The organism is Spongiibacter pelagi (assembly GCF_014705705.1).
Classification (GTDB): Bacteria; Pseudomonadota; Gammaproteobacteria; order Pseudomonadales; family Spongiibacteraceae; genus Spongiibacter; species Spongiibacter pelagi.
The window spans coordinates 1-13948 of record NZ_JACXLD010000006.1 but is presented as its reverse complement, the minus strand read 5'-3'; the positions used below and the strand labels follow the sequence as shown (position 1 = coordinate 13948).

The following is a 13948-nucleotide window of genomic DNA, read 5'->3' as shown; positions in this document are numbered from 1 at the left end:
GGCACTTTTGAATAAATGGCAATGGACTTAGGCATTCTTCAGCCCTATTTCTTGGGCTGAAGAATGCTCCGCATAAAGCAAAAAATAATATTTTTCCATTACCCCTAACCGCAAATCAAATTAAACCATGCCCACTCAATAGAAAGAGGACATTTAACTAAAACCTCAATAGCTTACTTATTTACATCAACTACAACGCGACCGCGCAGGGTGCCTTTCATGAGCTGATCAGCAACACCCACCGCATCGCTCAGGCTAATTTCATTGGCGATCAATTCCAGATGGCTCACATCCAGATCACGCGCCAGACGATCCCAAGCCGCCATACGAGGCGCTTTAGGTGCCATAACGCTATCCACACCCAGCAGCGCAACACCGCGCAGAATAAATGGCATTACCGTGGTGTTGAAGTCAGCGCCTTGCGCCAGACCACAAGCCGCAACCGCGCCGCCGTATTTGGTTTGCGCACAGGCATTGGCCAAGGTGAAGCTACCCGCGGTATCTACCACACCGGCCCAACGCTCTTTTTGCAGTGGGCGGCCTTTTTCTGCCAGCTCGGCACGATCCATCACCTCAGACGCGCCCAGTTGCTTCAGGTAATCGCCTTCACTGGTTTTACCGGTCAGCGCAACCACTTTGTAGCCCGCTTTAGCCAGCAGAGAAACAGCAACTGAACCCACACCACCGGTGGCGCCAGTCACAAGAATTTCGCCTTTGTCTGGCGTGATGCCGTGATTAACCAGCGCATCCACACACAGTGCGGCAGTGTAACCCGCGGTGCCAATTGCCATGGCCTGACGAGAATCGAAAGCGCTTGGCAATTTAACCAGCCAGTCACCATTCAAACGGGCTTTTTGAGCCAGACCACCCCAGTGACCTTCACCCACGCCCCAGCCGTTCAGAACCACTTTGTCGCCGGCCTTATACTCTGGGTGGCTGCTCTCACTTACCACACCAGCCAAGTCGATACCCGGAACCATTGGAAATGAACGCACTACTGGCGAGCTGCCAGTAATGGCCAAACCGTCTTTGAAGTTCATGCTGGAGTATTCAACATCGATAGTGACATTGCCCTCTGGCAGTTGTGACTCGTCGAGTTGGGCTACTTCAACGGTTTGGCCGTTATCGTCTTTATTGATCAGAATTGCAGAAAACATAGTCAGCTCTCTCAGTTTTGTTTATTAAAAATATTTCGCCACACAAACTTCACAGTGCCCGTTGCAACTGGGCGTTAATCAAGGCTTCTGCAGCGGCCTCTAGATAGATAATTACACCAACACATAATATCAGGCGCTTTGTATAAATTTCTTTAAGATGAAATCTTAAGTTTCCAAATTTGATATCGCGTTAACGTATCGTACTCCGGACATGGTTTCCTATGAAAACCCGACCATTAAATAACCATTGACCTTTCCCCCGATTTTAAAACCACATCACCGTCAGACTACGTACTGGAATATATATTTTCGATATAGGTGTTCCTATGGACCTTCGGCATCTCGCTTTTGCAACGCTAAAACCCATTTTAGCTGTGATATTGCTCTTCCTATCGGGCTGTTCTGCTCAGTCAACTACTGCTCAACAAATTACCGCTCCCCCCATAGTCTTAGGCCCCTTTAACTACAGTCCCACGGTAAGAAGCGAGCTAACCCAGTACACCGTCAGTCGCCCGGCAACCCAGAAGAAACTTGCCGCCGTTTTGCTTATTCACGGCGGCGGCTGGTCGGGCGGCGAACCAGAGCAAATGCAGCGTTATGTTGCCCATGTTTTGGATTCTGGCTGGGTCGCCATTAATGCGGGCTATCGTTTAACACCAGAGGCAAAATGGCCCGCCCAACGGGATGATCTGCATGCACTGATGGCCGATATATCCGAGCGCGCGAAAGAGATTGGCGTCGATCCAGAACGCATTGCTATTTTGGGGTATTCTGCGGGTGCACATCTTGGCTTGGTCGCCGCAACACAAGCCAATTTGGCGGTTCCTCGACCAGCCGCCTTGGTACTTGGCGCAGGCCCCTATGACTTACGCCGCTACCCTAACTCAACGCTAGTGAAAGACTTACTCGGCGGCAATCCTGCTACCGTGGGCAGTGAAATTTTCGCGGATGCCTCACCACTTCTGCATGTCGATAAGCAAACCCCACCCACTTATTTATGGCACGGCAGTTGGGATTTAACAGTGGGAATTGATCAGTCTCGCGCGCTGGCCGAGGCACTGGAAAATGCAGATGTTCCTGTAGAGCTTAAAGAGCGCTTTGCCTACGGCCATATTGGCAACTTCTTTCTTGGCAAGAAATCATGGCAATCCATTGACGCTTTCCTGCGCCAATGGCTAGAGCCGAATCCTCAGCTGTAAAAAGAACTGGGCCCCCTAGCTTCGCGTATCCATTCAAATCAATTACAGTAACGGAATCAATAACTAAGGCGCCCACTGAGCATTCAAGCCAATCATAATAACCATAAGCGGATATCAGCATGAATAACACCATCACTCGACCGGCTTACTATACGCTGGGGGTTTTAACCCTCGTTTATAGTTTTAACTTTATTGATCGGCAATTACTGGCGATTTTGCAGGAGTCGATTAAAGCCGATCTCGGCTTAAAAGACGCCCACCTTGGTTTACTAACCGGTTTTGCCTTTGCCGCCTTCTATGTCACTGCGGGCATTCCCATCGCCCGCTGGGCAGACCGATCAAACCGGCGCAATATCGTTTCGCTGGCGGTCTTCACCTGGAGTTTTATGACCAGCATCAGCGGTATGGCGCAGAACTTTGTGCAATTACTGCTGGCCCGAATTGGGGTTGGCGTAGGCGAAGCGGGTGGCAGCCCACCGTCTCATTCCATTATTTCAGATCTATACCCACCCGAAAAACGCGGTACGGCAATGGGGTTCTATTCCACCGGCGTCAATATCGGCATTCTCTTTGGATTTTTGTTGGGCGGCTGGTTGAATGAATTCTTCGGTTGGCGACTCGCTTTCGTTGTCGTTGGTATCCCCGGAATTTTGTTAGCCATACTCGTTCGTTACACCGTAGCCGAACCACCACGTACCGCAAGTAGCAATCCGCAAGGCGAACCACTGAAAGACGTATTGACCCTTCTCTGGAGCCGAAAATCCTTTCGCTTTATGGCCGGCGCCGCCGCGCTAAACGCCTTTGCTGGCTATGCCATCGCCAACTGGACCGCCTCATTTATGATCCGCAGTCACGGCATGGAAACCGGCGAGCTGGGAACCTGGCTTGCGCTCATTCTCGGTGTAGCCGGTGCGGTGGGCGTACTCAGCGGTGGTTATTTATCAGACCGGTTTGGTAAAAATGACCCACGCTGGTATATCTGGTTTCCCATCATTTTTCTGTTCATCAGTGCGCCACTTTCCGGCTTTGCCTTTTCTGTCGACAACCCATACCTCGCATTGAGCTTACTGATTTTACCGGGCACTTTTTTAAACGCCTATCTCGGTAATGTTATTGCAGTGACCCACGGTTTGGTCGGGCAAAACATGCGCGCTACCGCCTCTGCGATTTTGTTTTTTATTCTCAATATTATCGGGCTCGGCCTCGGCCCTTGGAGCGTTGGTATTTTAAGTGATGTACTCTACCCAAGCCTTGGCGATGCTTCTCTCGGCGTTGCCTTAACCACTATCGTTCCGACGGCAATGATATTAGCGGCCATGGGATTTTTCGCCGCCGCTCGCCACCTTAGAAAGGATCTGTTGCAGGCAAGCTGAAATTGCTTGCGCTTGAGTAATGAAATTTAGGAGTCAATATGTCAGTCAACTTTGAAGGCCAAGTCGCTATTGTTACCGGCGCAGGAAACGGTTTGGGCAAGTCCCACGCTCTCGCTCTTGCCAAGCGTGGCGCCAAGGTCGTGGTCAACGATTTAGGCGGCGCTCGAGATGGCGTAGGCGCATCTGCCAGTGCCGCACAGCAGGTCCTGGATGAAATTATTTCTCAGGGTGGTGACGCCATCGCCCACGGCGCTAATGTGGCGATTTATGCTGAAGTTGAGGACATGGTTAATCAGGCAATGGCGCGCTGGGGCCGGGTCGATATTTTGATTAATAACGCCGGCATACTGCGCGATAAATCTTTCGCCAAAATGCCTCTCGACGATTTTAAATTAGTGATGGATGTTCACGTCATGGGCACCGTGAATGCCTGTAAAGCCGTGTGGGGAATCATGCAGGAGCAAGGTTACGGTCGCATTATGGTCACCACGTCCTCGAGCGGTCTGTATGGCAATTTTGGCCAAGCAAACTACGGCGCGGCAAAAATGGCGGTGATTGGCTTAATGAATACGCTTGGAATCGAAGGCGAAAAATACAATATTCGCGTTAATGCCTTAGCCCCCGCCGCAGCAACAAGAATGACAGAAGATTTACTGCCCGCAGAGATCTTGGAAAAGATGACCCCCGAAGCGGTTACCGCTGGCGCCTTAACCCTTTGCCATGAAGCGGCTCCAAGCCGGATGATTTTATGTGCGGGTGCCGGTGGTTATTCGAGTGCAAAGATGTTTGAGACCGACGGCATTTATCTTTCTCCAGAGCAGCAAACACCAGAAGAGGTTGTTGCGAACTGGCAGGCGCTATCAAACGAGGAAAATCAGCGCGCGCTCGAAAGCGGTTTTAAGCAAAGTGAAAAATTTCTGAAAAAAGCACAGCAGTATTTTTCTAGTTAGGCGATTTGGATCGCACTATTTGATCAGCCCCGCTATCCGTTAAAACTCAATCTTAGCTAACCCTGCTCGCTACCCATTATGCGGTCTTAAAGATCGCGCAATAGGTTTAAACGCGACTAGTGTGCGTGAAGTGGTGAAATACAGTCAGACTCCAAGGGGCTCGGTTCAGCATCACTTTCCCGGCGGAAAGCAACAGTTGATTGAGGATGCCATGCTGGCATCAAAAGATATCGTGAGCCAAATGCTGTCTGCCGTTGTCACTGAACAAGGCGCAAAATCAGGCCTACAAGGATTCATTGATTATTGGATACACACGCTAAGCCAGAATGAGTTTGAGGTCGGCTGCCCTATTCTGGCGGTGACGGTAGAGCAATATATCAGCGAGGATGGTACGCCCAATACGCCCGTTCAAGACAGATTCCTAGACATTGCCAAGACTGCATTTGAGGAATGGCAGGCGCAGGTAGACGACGCCGGAGATTATGAGCTGATCAAGGTATAAGGTTCAGCCAGCCTGCAGAGAACCGGCTGAAAGGTGTCAGCAAGGGGCCTGACTGTTATCATCGGGGTTTAATAATAACGAGCCCCGTTAATGCGGAATAAGCCCCAAAAACACTGGACCACCATTGGCTACTACAAGCCGGTGTTTGACTATTTGCGCACCGTGGGCCAATCCAACGAGCCTGCCCTCAAACTATTGGGACTGCGCGAAAGCGATTTATCCAACCCCGATCTCCGTATCGACAATGGCCAGTTTGGTCAACTTTTTGAGTTGGCAGAACAGCAATGCAACGACCCCCATATTGGCCTGCACGCAGGCCTGACCATGCAAGTTCAACATGTCGGTATTGTCGGGCTGCTCGCCATGAGCTGCCAATATGCCCGCGAGGTGTTTGAGCTGCACGCTCGCTACCAAAGTCTGGTCGGCAACGGCTTTGTCACCCGCTACCACATCGATGACCAAACCATTTGCATGGAAGCCGAACTCGCCGAAGGTCATCGGCCATTAAGCCGGCACGAATACGAATACAATCTGGCAGGCTGGTATCGCCTTAAATCCCTGTTAATCGGCGGCCAGAATGTCTTTGAGCGCATCGAGCTGCCCTACGAACGCAGCGATCCACCCAGCCTGATTGAAACCTTAATCACTGCGCCGGTCAGCTACGGCCACAAAGCGATTCGCGCCTATATTCCGCGTTCAGAATACGATGCCAAACTGCTGGGCACCGACCCGCAGATCAAACAAATTCTGGAAGTTCAGGCACAAAAACGCCTGTTGGAATTGCGTGGTGAACAAGCCGACACCGACGAAGAATTAGCCCAAGTACGACGTCTAATTGCGGAAAAACTGGCCTATGGTTTAGCCAGCTTAGAAGCCATCGCCGCCAGTCTGGATATTTCCGTTCGCACCCTGCAACGCCGCTTAGATCAGCGCAACACCAGCTTCACCCAAGTGGTCGACGAAGTGCGCCGGGAACTGGCCCACAAATACATTCACAACAATGAATTGAGCCTGTTGGAAATTGCCATGATGCTGGGTTTTGCCGAGCAGAGCAGCTTTAATCGGGCATTCAAACGCTGGTTTGGCAACTCACCCGGTGCTTATCGACAGGGCGGTGATTAATCAAAGTTCCCCAAGAAACTCTCGGTAGATCGAGGCGCTTTCAGCCGGCGCTTCCACCATCGGCATATGGCCGTAACCTTTCATTACTTCTACTTTCATCGCTGGCACTTCCCGCGTCCAAACTGCAACCGCACTCACATCAATCAAGCGATCCTGATCGCCCCAAATCAGCAAGCTGGGCGCCTGCAATTTATGCAGACGATCGGTCAGCCGTGGCTCAGTGTGAATATCGTTGCCGATACGGGCGTAGCGCTCACGGCGTTGCATATATTCTTCGGCTTTGGCATCCAACACAATTTTGGGTAGGAAGGGTGGCTGCGCCATGGTCATCGGATAGAAATTTTTAAAATCTTCAAATGAGCTAATTTCAAAAGCGTTTTCACCCTTTGCCAGCAATTTATCCATCTCGCTTGGGGTCGGCGAAATCACCCCGGCGGGGTCAACCATTGCCGCAGAGAGTGTGCGCTCAGGATAGGCAATCGCAAAATAGGCGCTAATATAACCGCCCATGGAATTACCAATGAGATGCACTTTTTCAATACCCAAACGATCCAGCAAAGCCGCGATACGTTCAGCCTGTGCCTGCTGGGTATAACTTAAAGAAGGGTCGTATGGCGTTTCGCCGTGACCGGCCAAGTCGGGAATAATGACGTCGTAATCATCGGTAAAATACTTGGCGAAACGTGCCCAAACCGTTCTGTCTGAGGTGTAACCATGAATCATCACAATCACAGGCGCGCCCTGCTTTCCGCCACGGTAATAGCTCATGGAAACATCGCCGACATCCTGCTGCTGAGTGCTCAAGCCATAGATGCTCGACTCCAGTGAGGCGACCGTTTCAAACAACCACTGCCCGACCCTTGGGTAGGTCATCACCGTGGTCGCAGTGAAAATGCAGAGCAAAATCACCACCAGCAACACTAATTTTTTCATCATCTCTCCCCCATTATTTTTTCTAATCTTTATGCAATCTGTGACGCTTTAGCGGGCTGCGTGCTAGATTTTCGACTCAAGGCGGCAATAAAGCGATGGTGCTTTGCCTTAAAAGCCGAGGCCATACGGCGGTAAGTAAAGGAAAAGCCGGGGAACATGGCAATCACATGGCCGCTTTTACTTTGATACCAGCTATTACAACCACCGGACTTCCACACGGTTTTTTCCATTTCGGAGTGAATCATCTGGGTGTAGTTTTCTTCAGCCTGCTCGGTGACTTCTATGGCACGATGACCACCGCTGACCACGCTTTTAATCGCCTTTGCAATGTAATTAAGCTGCGCTTCAATCACAAAAATTGCCGAGGTGTGGCCGATACCGGTATTGGGGCCAGTGATAATAAACAGGTTGGGAAAACCGGGCAGGCTAGTACCCAAATATGCCCTTGGAAACTCTGCCCACTGCTGGGCGATGGTGCGTCCCTCACGCCCTTCCACGGGGTATGAAATCACCCCATCGGTGGCGCAATAGCCGGTGGCATAGACGATCAGATCCACATCCACTTGATGACCCTGCGTGGTGAGAATGCCGCTCTCATTGATTTCAGCAATGCCATCTTCCTTGGTATGTACGTGGATATTATCTTGATCTAAGGCCGGGTAGAGGGTGCTGGAAAGAATGATGCGCTTGCAGCCAATGGTGAAGTCAGGCGTAAGCGCCTTTTGCAATTGCGGATCGCGAATCGTCTTTTTAATAAAGCGCTCCGCTTTGCGCTGGGCCACGAGTTTGAGCATGGTTTTGGAATATTTAAACCCCAGTACCCGGTATTCCAATGTCCAATAAATGAGCGATCGCAATAGCTTGTACATGGGCTTCTTACCCAGCAGCCAGCGTGCAAACTTGCCAAATTTGCGATCAGGTCTTGGCAAAACCCAATGCGGGCTGCGCTGAAAAACATGCATTTCAGCCACATCGCCTGCCATAGCGGGAATCGCCTGTGCCGCACTGGCACCACTGCCAATGACCGCCACCCGCTTGCCCTTGTAATCGTAGTTCCAATCCCAGTTATTGGTATGGAACGAGGTACCTGCAAAGTTATCCCGACCGTTAAAATTCGGAATCATCGGCGTACTCAAAGGGCCAGAGGCGTTAATCAAAAACTGAGCTGTAAATTCACCGGCATTGCTACTCACCACCCACTGCTGACCGACCTCATCCCAATGAACGCGCTCAACATTGGTATTGGTGCGCGTTTTGTCACGCAGGCCATGCTTGTCGATAACGTAGTTGGTGTATTGCTCAAGCTCGGCCTGCTCGGCAAACATCTGACTCCACTGATAGGGCTCAGCTTCAATCGAATACAAGGGAGATTGAACATCAACGGCGGCTCCGGGGTATGTGTTCTGGCACCAAGTTCCGCCCATAAAGTCGCGGCGCTCCAAAATGACGTAGTCCGTCAATCCCAGCTTGTTCAGCTTCATTGCGGCACACTGACCACCAAAGCCGCTGCCAATAATTATGGTTTGGAAATGATTCACTGCGGCCCCCTTAAAACGGCGCATTCAATAACGGGGGCATCATCCGCCTTGAGTGCTACTGAGTATTGACACGCTATGCCATGCTTAACTTAACGTGACATGCCTTACCCAAAAGGGGCCAGCTACCAGAGATACATACTGCATTGAGTCTGCATCACCTCCACGCTATAACGCTTTACACATGCCGTTTTCGCCACTCCGTAGCAAACATGCAGCGGCAGTAAATGTTCTTCTCGCGGATGGGAGTAACGACCACCCGGTGCGGATGACCAGTCGATCAGTTGCTGACGTCGCTCCGCTTCGGGCATTTCGGCATCCATACAAACCTGTTCCAACCAAGCTTCAAAGCGTTGATTGCTGCGATAGAACTCATCATCTGGCGTACGGAAAAAGGCGGGCAAGTTGTGAAAGGTAAAGCCCGAGCCGATCACCAGTAAATTGTCCCAATCAAGATTGGCAAGAGCTTCCCCCATCGCAATATGCGCTTCTGGATCAAGGGAGGATAGCAGCGACAATTGCACACAGGGAATATTCGCTTCTGGATACATAATTTTAAGGGGGACAAAGACCCCGTGATCCAAGCCGCGCTCAGATTCTAGCCGGGCGCTAACACCGGTCTGATTTAGCGCGATAGATATTGCTTTAGCGAGCGAAGGATGACCCGGACAGGGATATTCAATCGCATAGGACTCAGCGGGAAAACCATAGTAATCATAAAGTAAGTCAGGCTTGGCAGCGGCTGTCACACTGGCGATAGCTTCTTCCCAGTGGGCACTCAAAACCAATATCGCATCAGGGCGGGGAATCTCGGCGGCAATCTGCTGCAAGCACTTCACCAGTGCTTCGTGGGCAGGATCACCCAATAGAGGGAGTGGCCCTCCCCCGTGGGAAATAAAAATCGTGTTGTGTTTGGAACTCATGGTAAGGCCCGCATTGATACAGGCCTTTAGCATAGAAGCAGTACGCCTTAACTTAAAGCGCTTTCCAGTTGACGCTCCTCCAAGCGCTTGGCCAACTCCACGTGCTCCATAAGATCCATCATCACCTCATAGGTATCGGCCGGAACCAAATACGCCGCCGGCTTATTATGATTCAACACCGCAATCGGTGAACCACTGGCCTGAACCAATAAAGCGGAGGGATTTTTCTTTAGCTCAGAAATACTGACGGTATAGTCCGCCAACACCTGACGCATCGGACTTGCCGAAAAACGTGATTTATTCAATTCCATAATAAGACCGTATTTTTACGTTAATGAATTGCAGAGAAAGCGGGAATCGCAACAGGATTTGCGGAAATACGGAACGAATGGTGGAGACGCAGAAGATTCAAACATAAGTCACTATTTCCCTATAGTTACCCTCGAAATAAAACAAACCTTGGCCAGCGAGGGGGAGCTGACCGACCGACATCCATGTACGGCTAGTCAAAGAGTGACAAATAAATAGGGGAAGATCAAGGGCGCAATTCAGCGCCGTTGATAGCAAGAGGATAAATTCAGATTGCTCAGCGGAATATTAATTCATACCCTGACGACGAAACTGCTTTGGAGCCACTCCAGTCAAGACTTAAGGGAGTTGTTTCCGTACAGCGTCGGGAAGAGCCTTCACAAGATATTGCGATCTCCTCGACTATATTAAGTCAAGATCAGATCGTCATTGCCAACCTGACCAACTCCAGTGATATCGCCACCTATACTCCGGGCCTCACGAACAATACCCGGCTTGGTAACGAAAACACCTCATTCGCGATTAGTGGCTTTACTCAATCACAGCACACCACGCATCGGTTGTCACCCACGCCACTAAAGTAGTAGCACCGCGTGGCCAAACCTCGCAAACCTCATGTTATGGCACCAGCCCCAACACCATGTACGACCGGCAAAACCTGCGGCATTTAAAGGGCCACAGGGCACCTTGTTCGACCAAAATACCAGAGCTAGTGCAATCATGCTGGTGCTCAATACACTCTCTGAAGAATCTTTAGGTTATGTGGAAGACTCTACCAGAGACTTCAATAGTAATCGCCAGTAAGCGTCATCAATATTTCAGCAAGCGAAGGCTTTAAACTGCGCATGGGCATTGACCGCCATAAGTGCAAAGGCCACACCATCCGAACACACCGCTGCTATCGCCGCTGGGCGCCCCCTGCTCAGAGCCACCATGGGCGGTGCTGACCGCGGTCGATATGGTGAAGAAAGAAATCGTCTGGGAAATTCCACTGGGCGATGTCGGTGCCATGATGGGCTCACCCTTCTCCATGATGCTGGGCACACCCGGTGCTGGCGGCCCGCTGGCAACAGCGGGTGGCTTGGTGTTTATCGGCTACTCACTGGATGACACTTTGCGCGCCTTCGACATTAAAACCGGCGAAGTCTTGTGGAGCGATAAACTCCCCGCCGGCGGTAATGCGGTTCCCGTCAGTTATGAAATTGATGGCGAGCAATATATTTTCTTCACTGCCGGCGGCCACAGCATGTATCAATCCACTCCGGGTGATTCCGTGCTGGCCTATAAGCTCAAGAAATAGTTTCCCTGTAAGACGTTTTGCGCCTTCGGGCGCTTTTTTTTGCCTGAAGAAATTGCCGACCTAGAGAAAATTTACATTCTTAGCAATCACAATTTTATCCCCGCCAAAACCCTCATAAAACTGCTGATGCGCCTTTAACGAAAAAGTATCGTCGCGCTCGGGATACTGAGCAATCCAGTCGAGCAGCATCATCAGATTGGCATCCTGCGCCGCCTTACTCTCGTACTTGTGTGGTTCCCAAGGCCGCCGCTTGGCATTGGCGATGCAATCCTCTACCGATAAATTCATAAAAATTATTTCGCTGGCGTGGCTTGCCAGTAACTCCAGCAAATCGGTATAGCAGCCCTCAATCACCCAGCCAGAATGATCATTAATAAACGGCGCTAGCTGCTGCCAAGACTCTTGCAATGGCATTCGCTCGGGTGGCCTTTGCGTTTGCGAAGAACTGGGCTCTAGCTCAGAGCTGGTCTTCCAAGCCACCGTATCTAAATCCAAATGCGCCAGCCCCTGCTCATTGGCAAGCCTTTTAGCCAAGGTCGATTTTCCAGAACCGGAATTGCCAAAGATGAGTATTTTTCTCAAACCAACATCCTTTTTGTTTGAAAATAAAACCAACTGCTTAGGGCTGATCCACCTGCCACGCCTGAATTACTTCATTAGCCGCACGGAACGCCTCAATACCCGCAGGCATACCGCAATACACTGCCGAGTGCAGCAAGACTTCCTGAATTTCCTCAACGCTACAGCCATTGCGCAATGCGCCGCGAACATGGCCCTTTAACTCTGTTGGGGCTTTCAATGCGGCCAAGGTAGCAATGGTAATCAGACTGCGCGTTTTACGCGGCAATCCCTCTCGACCCCAGATTTCACCCCAGGCATGGGCCGTAACGAGTTCCTGTAACGGCATAGTAAAGTCTGTAGCGCCATTAAACGCCCGCTCAACAAAGTCTTCGCCCATCACTTCGCGACGAATGGCTAAACCTTCTTCAAATTTTTCAGTCATTTTTGTGTTCCATAAATTGCAAAATCTTCAGCTATAGTTTGTCGAAAATCACTGGCTATTACGACTTTCCTTATCCAAATCCTCTAAAAAACCAGAAATCAGAATTATCCCAACACCAACAAGCACAACCAGCACTCCCGTAGCTAAGCCCGTAGTTTTTAGAAAGCTGAATTTCTTTTCGTCCACCCCTTCAAGCTCGGAGAATAGATGAAAGTGTCCAGCCGCATCAGCAAAACCGCTTTCTTCAAGCTCAACAATTTTTGCCTTCTCACTCAATCCATCTAAAAAACGGACTTGATATGTCTCACCAACTTTTAAAGGTTCTGACAGATCATCACTGGATGAATACGTTTTTGTCACAGAGCAGGCTGCTATACAGACAATACAAATGACACAGATTGAACGAAAAAAATATCCTGTGAATTTTTTCACTTGAGCTCCTTCTCTAAGGTGAAATTGTTAGGGAGATTTAAACCAAATATCAGGCGTAGCGTGAGAACTTTTACGACACGCCGCTTTTGCTCGCTCAAGTACGGGCAAAATCTGCCATTACCCTATTAAGGGTAGCAGGAACTGCATGGAATGGCGTCTAATGATGAAAGTAAATGCGGGCGCTGCGACTTTAAACAAAAAACGCGGCCTCAGCCGCGTTCCATAATCGTTATAAAAATAGCTTAATCACACGCCATCTTAATCACAAGCCACGATGGCATTGCGCAGCTCGTAGCCGTGAACCATATCATTCCATATAATGTCCGGTTCACGTTCCATGCGAATACCGGGCACCGCGAGGAAGTGGGTGAGGAAGATACGGGTTTCGTGTAGTGCCACCTGCCAACCGGGGCAACCGTGTGGGCCGTCGCCAAAGCTATAAAAACGACCGGTATCTTTTTGCTTGGTCGCCCGCTCAGGATCAATTGCAAACGGACATTCGCCAACAAAGTTTTCGTCGATATTGATGTTACGGATATCAATATCGTATTTTTCACCGGCAGGCAGTGTCTGTTCAGATAGGCCTTCAACCGGCTCATCCAATTTGCGTAACACCTTATTGGCAATCGGCTCCAAACGCAGAATTTCCATTAAGATGGCGAGCTGGGTTTTATCATCACCAGCAAGAAATTGAGCTCTGAGGTTTTCGTCTTCCAACATATACCAAGAGCACATAATGATGAATTCACGGGTGGTCAGCATCCCAGCCGAGCCGTAGGTCAGGCACTCAATAATAATGGCGGTATTGCTATAACCTTCTTGCAGGTAGGTAGAAATTGCATCGTCTTTCGGTTGCAGCTTACGGGCTTTGATTGCCGGACGAACGTCGTACCAGAAGAAAATACCGGTGTGTACCACGCGACGGAAATTCAGCCAAAATTTAGACAGCAGGGTGTTTTTAGCTTTGGAGATACTCGCATTCAAGACATTATAAATGCGGCGGATTTTGCCCTGCTGATCACTCTCGGTGATGCCGAGAATTTCCCCTACCACTTCCACGGCAAGCTGAAAGCTGATGTCTTCCAGCTGACCTTTCCCCAGAGTTAGTACCACAGCTCTGATGAGATTTTCCAAAATTTATGCCGCCTGTTTTGCAAAAGCAACAGGTGGCAAATAGCCCAGAGAACTGTGTGGTCGAACGTGGTTGTAG

The 13948-nt window shown here is 50.1% G+C and carries 15 protein-coding genes; 6 read left to right on the top strand and 9 right to left on the bottom strand.

Translation table 11 applies throughout. The features are described 5' to 3' along the window. Positions 1-173: 173 nt before the first annotated feature. Positions 174-1157, bottom strand: a complete 984-nt coding sequence (gene acuI, locus IB286_RS10970; RefSeq protein ID WP_190765473.1) for an acrylyl-CoA reductase (NADPH) — start codon at positions 1155-1157, stop codon at positions 174-176. A gap of 326 nt (positions 1158-1483) precedes the next feature. On the opposite strand from acuI, the gene IB286_RS10965 reads away from it, so the two are divergent. The 5 genes from IB286_RS10965 to IB286_RS10945 all read left to right on the top strand — a co-directional run bounded on the left by IB286_RS10965 (position 1484) and on the right by IB286_RS10945 (position 6303). Further along, positions 1484-2356 carry an alpha/beta hydrolase gene (locus IB286_RS10965; RefSeq protein WP_190765471.1) on the top strand — a complete coding sequence of 291 codons (873 nt, stop codon included), beginning with the start codon at positions 1484-1486 and terminating at the stop codon, positions 2354-2356. A gap of 119 nt (positions 2357-2475) precedes the next feature. Further along, positions 2476-3729, top strand: coding sequence for a spinster family MFS transporter (locus IB286_RS10960; RefSeq protein ID WP_190765469.1), 1254 nt, complete (start codon positions 2476-2478; stop codon positions 3727-3729). A gap of 38 nt (positions 3730-3767) precedes the next feature. Continuing rightward, the gene (locus IB286_RS10955) at positions 3768-4679 is read left to right on the top strand and encodes an SDR family NAD(P)-dependent oxidoreductase (protein ID WP_190765467.1); all 912 of its coding nucleotides are present in this window, start codon (positions 3768-3770) and stop codon (positions 4677-4679) included. A gap of 121 nt (positions 4680-4800) precedes the next feature. Beyond that, on the top strand, positions 4801-5181 hold the full coding sequence (locus IB286_RS10950; protein ID WP_190765465.1) for a TetR/AcrR family transcriptional regulator: 381 nt from the start codon (positions 4801-4803) through the stop codon (positions 5179-5181). A gap of 90 nt (positions 5182-5271) precedes the next feature. Next, complete coding sequence (locus IB286_RS10945; protein WP_190765463.1) at positions 5272-6303, top strand: AraC family transcriptional regulator; 1032 nt, start codon at positions 5272-5274, stop codon at positions 6301-6303. Here the strand turns inward: IB286_RS10945 and IB286_RS10940 are convergent, their stop codons facing one another. From IB286_RS10940 to IB286_RS10925, 4 genes are all read right to left on the bottom strand, one after another. Continuing rightward, complete coding sequence (locus tag IB286_RS10940; protein ID WP_190765461.1) at positions 6304-7239, bottom strand: alpha/beta fold hydrolase; 936 nt, start codon at positions 7237-7239, stop codon at positions 6304-6306. It abuts the gene before it with no gap. A 26-nt stretch (positions 7240-7265) separates the two neighbouring features. Then, complete coding sequence (locus IB286_RS10935) at positions 7266-8774, bottom strand: flavin-containing monooxygenase (RefSeq protein ID WP_190765459.1); 1509 nt, start codon at positions 8772-8774, stop codon at positions 7266-7268. Between the two features lie 122 nt (positions 8775-8896). Then, entirely contained in the window at positions 8897-9694 is a 798-nt protein-coding gene (locus tag IB286_RS10930; RefSeq protein WP_190765457.1) for a DODA-type extradiol aromatic ring-opening family dioxygenase, read from the bottom strand. 47 nt (positions 9695-9741) lie between these two features. Further along, positions 9742-10005 carry a type II toxin-antitoxin system Phd/YefM family antitoxin gene (locus tag IB286_RS10925; protein ID WP_450097558.1) on the bottom strand — a complete coding sequence of 88 codons (264 nt, stop codon included), beginning with the start codon at positions 10003-10005 and terminating at the stop codon, positions 9742-9744. 863 nt (positions 10006-10868) lie between these two features. Between IB286_RS10925 and IB286_RS10920 the strand changes: the two genes are divergently transcribed. After that, positions 10869-11303 (top strand): PQQ-binding-like beta-propeller repeat protein, encoded by a 435-nt coding sequence (locus tag IB286_RS10920; RefSeq protein ID WP_190765455.1) that lies wholly within the window; start codon positions 10869-10871, stop codon positions 11301-11303. 60 nt (positions 11304-11363) lie between these two features. Here IB286_RS10920 and IB286_RS10915 read toward each other — a convergent pair whose 3' ends face one another. The 4 genes from IB286_RS10915 to IB286_RS15725 form a co-directional block, all read right to left on the bottom strand. Continuing rightward, positions 11364-11885 carry an AAA family ATPase gene (locus tag IB286_RS10915; protein ID WP_190765453.1) on the bottom strand — a complete coding sequence of 174 codons (522 nt, stop codon included), beginning with the start codon at positions 11883-11885 and terminating at the stop codon, positions 11364-11366. A gap of 37 nt (positions 11886-11922) precedes the next feature. After that, the gene (locus IB286_RS10910; RefSeq protein WP_190765451.1) at positions 11923-12306 is read right to left on the bottom strand and encodes a carboxymuconolactone decarboxylase family protein; all 384 of its coding nucleotides are present in this window, start codon (positions 12304-12306) and stop codon (positions 11923-11925) included. 48 nt (positions 12307-12354) lie between these two features. Next, positions 12355-12738, bottom strand: coding sequence for a hypothetical protein (locus IB286_RS10905; protein WP_190765449.1), 384 nt, complete (start codon positions 12736-12738; stop codon positions 12355-12357). A gap of 258 nt (positions 12739-12996) precedes the next feature. Beyond that, on the bottom strand, positions 12997-13851 hold the full coding sequence (locus IB286_RS15725) for a cytochrome P450 (RefSeq protein WP_190765447.1): 855 nt from the start codon (positions 13849-13851) through the stop codon (positions 12997-12999). Positions 13852-13948: the final 97 nt, after the last annotated feature.